The sequence below is a fragment of the Microbacterium sp. K41 genome (genome assembly GCF_004794395.1).
GTDB classification, from domain to species: Bacteria; Actinomycetota; Actinomycetes; order Actinomycetales; family Microbacteriaceae; genus Microbacterium; species Microbacterium sufflavum.
Genome location: NZ_SSDO01000018.1, coordinates 1 through 4,156, shown reverse-complemented (window position 1 = coordinate 4,156; position 4,156 = coordinate 1). Strand labels below are relative to the sequence as shown.

Genomic DNA, 4,156 nt, shown 5'->3' with positions numbered 1-4,156 from the left:
GAGCGCCGCCCGCACGCCCCCGGTCGCGGGCTCCCCCGCGTCGTCTTCCTCGATCTCCGCCTCGACGGTGAGCACGCGCGAGGCCGCCACCTGCTGCGCCGCGAGCTCGGCGTAGAGCCCGCCCTGCGCCAGCAGCTCGGCGTGCGTGCCGGACTCGACGATGCGGCCGGCATCGATCACGTGGATCACGTCGGCGCCCATGACAGTGGACAGCCGGTGCGCGATCGAGAGGGTCGTGCGTCCCTTCGCCGCCTCGTCCAGCGCCTCCTGCACCACGCGTTCCGACACGGTGTCGAGCGCCGAGGTCGCCTCGTCGAGCAGCAGCACCGGCGGGTCCTTGAGCAGGACGCGCGCGATCGCGATCCGCTGCTTCTCCCCGCCGGACAACCGGTAGCCGCGTTCGCCGACCACGGTGTCGTAGCCCTTCTCGAACCCGCTGATGATGTGGTGGATGTTGGCCGCGGTGCAGGCGGCGATCAGCTCCTGCTCGGTCGCGTCCGGCTTGGCGTAGAGGAGGTTCTCGCGGATGGTCGCATGGAAGAGGTAGGTCTCCTGCGACACGATGCCCACGTCGTCGATGATCGACTCCTGCCGCAGCGTGCGCACGTCGGCGCCGGCGAACAGGACGGTGCCCTCCGTGGCTTCGTACAGGCGCGGTGCGAGGTAGATGATCGTGGTCTTGCCCGCCCCGGACGGCCCGACGAACGCCACGTGCTGCCCCGGCTCCGCCACGAACGACACGCCATGCAGCGTGGGTCGGGCGTCGGGCGCGGCATCCGGGTAGCGGAACACCACGTCGGCGAACTCCACGCGACCGCGCGGCCCCGGCGCCCGGTCGACCGTGATCGCGTCGGGCGCGTCGGTGATCTCGGGCACCAGGTCGAGGTACTCGAAGATGCGCGCGAACAGCGCGGACGACGTCTGCAGGTCGAGCGAGACGCGCATGAGCCCCATCAGCGGCATGAGCAGCCGGGCCTGCACGGTCGTGAACGCCACGATGGTGCCGGCGGTGATGGCACCGGTGCCGCCCGCGATGAAGAACCCGGACACGAGATAGATGACGGCGGGGACGCTGGCCATGATCACCTGCACGACCGCGAAGAAGCCCTGACCGCTCATCGCGCGGCGCACCTGGAGGACCACCTGGTTGCGGTTCTCCGCCTGGTAGCGCTCCGACTCGGTGCGCTGCCGGTTGAACGCCTTGGAGAGCAGCATGCCCGACACGCTCAGCGTCTCCTGCGTGATCGACGTGAGCTCCGACAGCGACTCCTGCGTCTCCCCCGCGATGCGCGCCCGCACCTGGCCGACGCGGCGCTGGACGAGCACGAGGAACGGCATCAGCACGACCGCGATCAGGGTGAGACGCCAGTCGATCAGGATCATCGCGACGAGCGAGGCGATCACGGTGACGGCATTGCCGAGGATGCTCGTGACGGTGTTGGTGAGCACGCCGGACACCCCGCCGACGTCGTTCTGCAGGCGCGACTGGATGACCCCGGTCTTGGTACGGGTGAAGAACCCGAGCTCCATCGCCTGCAGGTGCTCGAAAAGGCGCACCCGCAGGTCGCCCGTGACGCTGTTGCCGACGGTCGCGGTGAGCCACGTCTGCACGACGCCGAGTCCGGCCGAGAGCAGGAACAGGGCGACCATCGCGCCCACGAGCCAGGCCAGCAGCTGCAGGTGAGGGCCGCCGCCGTCGACCGGGAAGAGTGCGTCGTCGAAGATGCGCTGCACCAGCAACGGCGGGATGACCGCGATGCCCGCTCCCACGACCACCAGCACGCCCGTCACGAGGATGCGCCACCGGTAGGCGCTGAACAGCGCGACCACGCGGCTGCCCAGGCCCTCGATGCGCGGAGCCTCGGCGTTCTGGCGGCGCTGGGCCTCCTCGTCGACCCCGCGGAACCCGGCCCGTGGCCCGCCGCCCATACCGCCCATGCTCATGGCGCAAGCGTACCCACGGGCGCCGACGTCGCCGCCCGCGGATCTCCGCCCTGAGCGGATATCGCAGGGATCGGAATGAAATGTCCGCGGCACCCGTTACGCTGAGTGACTCCTGCGAACTCTCGCGCCTTCCTTCCCCCTCGATGCCCTGGAGGCCGCCCATGTCTGCCGTCGATACCGGCTCCATCTCGACGCCTCCCGCACAGAGCGGTGAGATCCCCCGCCGCGACATGCGCGTGATCTGGCTCCTGCTCGTCGCGGCCTTCGTCGCCATCCTCAACGAGACCACGATGGGGATCGCGATCCCGCACCTCAACACCGACCTGGGCATCCCGCCCGAGCTCGGGCAGTGGCTCACGAGCGCCTTCATGCTCACCATGGCGGTCGTCATCCCGACGACCGGCTTCATCCTGCAGCGCTTCACGACCCGTCAGGTCTTCATCGCCGCGATGACGGCCTTCTCGCTGGGCACCCTGGTCGCGCTGGTCGCGCCCGGCTTCTCGGTGCTGCTGGTCGGCCGGGTGATCCAGGCCGCGGGCACCGGCATCATGATGCCGCTGCTGATGACGACGATCATGAACGTCGTGCCGCCGCAGTCGCGCGGCCGCATGATGGGCCGGGTCGGCCTCGTGATCTCGCTCGCCCCCGCCATCGGCCCGACGCTCGCCGGCGCCGTGCTCGATGCGTTCAACTGGCGGGCGCTGTTCGCGATCGTGCTGCCCATCGCCCTCGTGTCGCTCGGCATGGGCGTGAAGTGGATGACGAACCTGGGCGAGACCCGCAAGGCTCCGCTCGACGTGCTGTCGATCCCGCTCGCGGCGCTCGGCTTCGGCGGCATCGTGTTCGGACTCAGCCAGTTCGGCGGCGAGGGCGGCTCGGGCGGCACGGCAGGCGTGATCGCGCTGTCGGTCGGCGCCGTGTCGCTCGCGCTGTTCGTGTGGCGTCAGCTCGTGCTGCAGCGCGTGGACGACGCGCTGCTCGACCTCCGGGTGTTCCGCGTCGGCAACTTCTCGCTCGCGGTGATCATCATGACCATCCTGGCGCTGTCGATGTTCGGCACGCTCACCCTGCTCCCGCAGTACCTGCAGAACGTGGCGGGTCTCACGGCGCTGGAGTCGGGGCTGATCCTGCTCCCGGGTTCCGTCCTGATGGGCCTGCTCGGTCCGGTGATGGGCCGCGTGTACGACGCGAAGGGCACGCGCCCGCTGCTCATCCCCGGCACCGTCCTGGTCTCGGCGGCACTGTTCTTCTACTCCACCGTGGGCGAGCACACCGTGTGGTGGCTGCTCATCATCGTGCAGGCGGCCATGTCGGTCGGACTCGCCATGTCGTTCACCCCGCTGTTCTCCTCGTCGCTGGGCTCGCTGCACCGGTCGCTGTACTCGCACGGCTCGGCCGTCCTCAACACGCTGCAGCAGGTGGGCGGTGCGGCCGGAGTCGCGCTGCTCACGGTCACGTACTCGGCGATCCTGCACGCGGGAGAAGACGAGGGTCTGTCGCGGGCGGTCGCGGGGGCACCCGGTGCACGCATGGCGTTCCTCATCGCGGCGATCATCTCGCTCGCGGCGGTGGCGCTCAGCCCGTTCGTGCGCAAGCCCGCCGACGATGCCGGTGAGGCCGGCCACGGGGGCCACTGACACCGCTCGGGTGTGACGGCGTCTGTCGCCTACCGCGTCGACGGCGCGGGGAGGTGGCAGACGCCGTTGCTGCAGAAGCCGACGGCATCCCCGTCGAGCACCTCGAGCGCGGCGGGGAGCGGCTGCAGCACGGGCGCGGTCTCCTGCTCGGCGTTGCGCGGCGTCTTCTCGGTCATCCTTCGATGGTACGCCCGCCGGAGAGGGACGGCTCCGCGGCCCTACCCGCGGTGCGCAGTCGGGCGTATCCTTCCGGGTGATGCGGGTCGACGCCCCTCCGGCGGGCCCGGACGAGGGAGTCGACATGATCATCCGCACCCCGATGGCGGCCACCGCCGAAGGACTCGTCGCCGCCATGTACGACAGCGACATCGCCGAGGACGGCTTCGTCTTCGCCCACACCCAGGCGATGGCCGTGAACCCGGAGGCCTACGCGGCCTTCGAGGCCCTCGTCCACGCGGTGGTGCCGTCGATCGGCGTCCGCGTGTACGAGGCGGCCACGCTCGGCGCCGCCCGCGCGATCGGGTCGCCGCACTGCCTCCTGGCGCACGGACGCCGCGCGGTGCGCATCGGCCAGG

The 4,156-nt window shown here is 70.5% G+C and carries 3 protein-coding genes and 1 pseudogene; 2 read left to right on the top strand and 2 right to left on the bottom strand.

Features of this window, described 5'->3' with window-relative positions:
* Window positions 1-1,938 (bottom strand): ABC transporter ATP-binding protein (locus DW309_RS00155; protein WP_240745416.1); only part of this gene is annotated, 1,938 nt, incomplete at its 3' end.
* Between the two features lie 167 nt (window positions 1,939-2,105).
* On the opposite strand from DW309_RS00155, the gene DW309_RS00150 reads away from it, so the two are divergent.
* Window positions 2,106-3,581: an MDR family MFS transporter gene (locus tag DW309_RS00150; RefSeq protein WP_136044173.1), complete on the top strand. Its 1,476-nt coding sequence runs from the start codon at window positions 2,106-2,108 to the stop codon at window positions 3,579-3,581.
* A gap of 29 nt (window positions 3,582-3,610) precedes the next feature.
* Here DW309_RS00150 and DW309_RS19135 read toward each other — a convergent pair whose 3' ends face one another.
* The gene (locus DW309_RS19135) at window positions 3,611-3,757 is read right to left on the bottom strand and encodes a hypothetical protein (RefSeq protein ID WP_168387113.1); all 147 of its coding nucleotides are present in this window, start codon (window positions 3,755-3,757) and stop codon (window positions 3,611-3,613) included.
* 125 nt (window positions 3,758-3,882) lie between these two features.
* On the opposite strand from DW309_RS19135, the pseudogene DW309_RS00145 reads away from it, so the two are divergent.
* Window positions 3,883-4,156 (top strand): annotated as a pseudogene (locus DW309_RS00145) (carboxymuconolactone decarboxylase family protein); the annotation flags it as partial.

Bases quoted from the DNA above. Each gene is read 5' to 3' on its own strand.
- DW309_RS00150 (WP_136044173.1), top strand. From the start codon at position 2,106: ATGTCTGCCGTCGATACCGGCTCCATCTCGACGCCTCCCGCACAGAGC.
- DW309_RS19135 (WP_168387113.1), bottom strand. From the start codon at position 3,757: ATGACCGAGAAGACGCCGCGCAACGCCGAGCAGGAGACCGCGCCCGTG.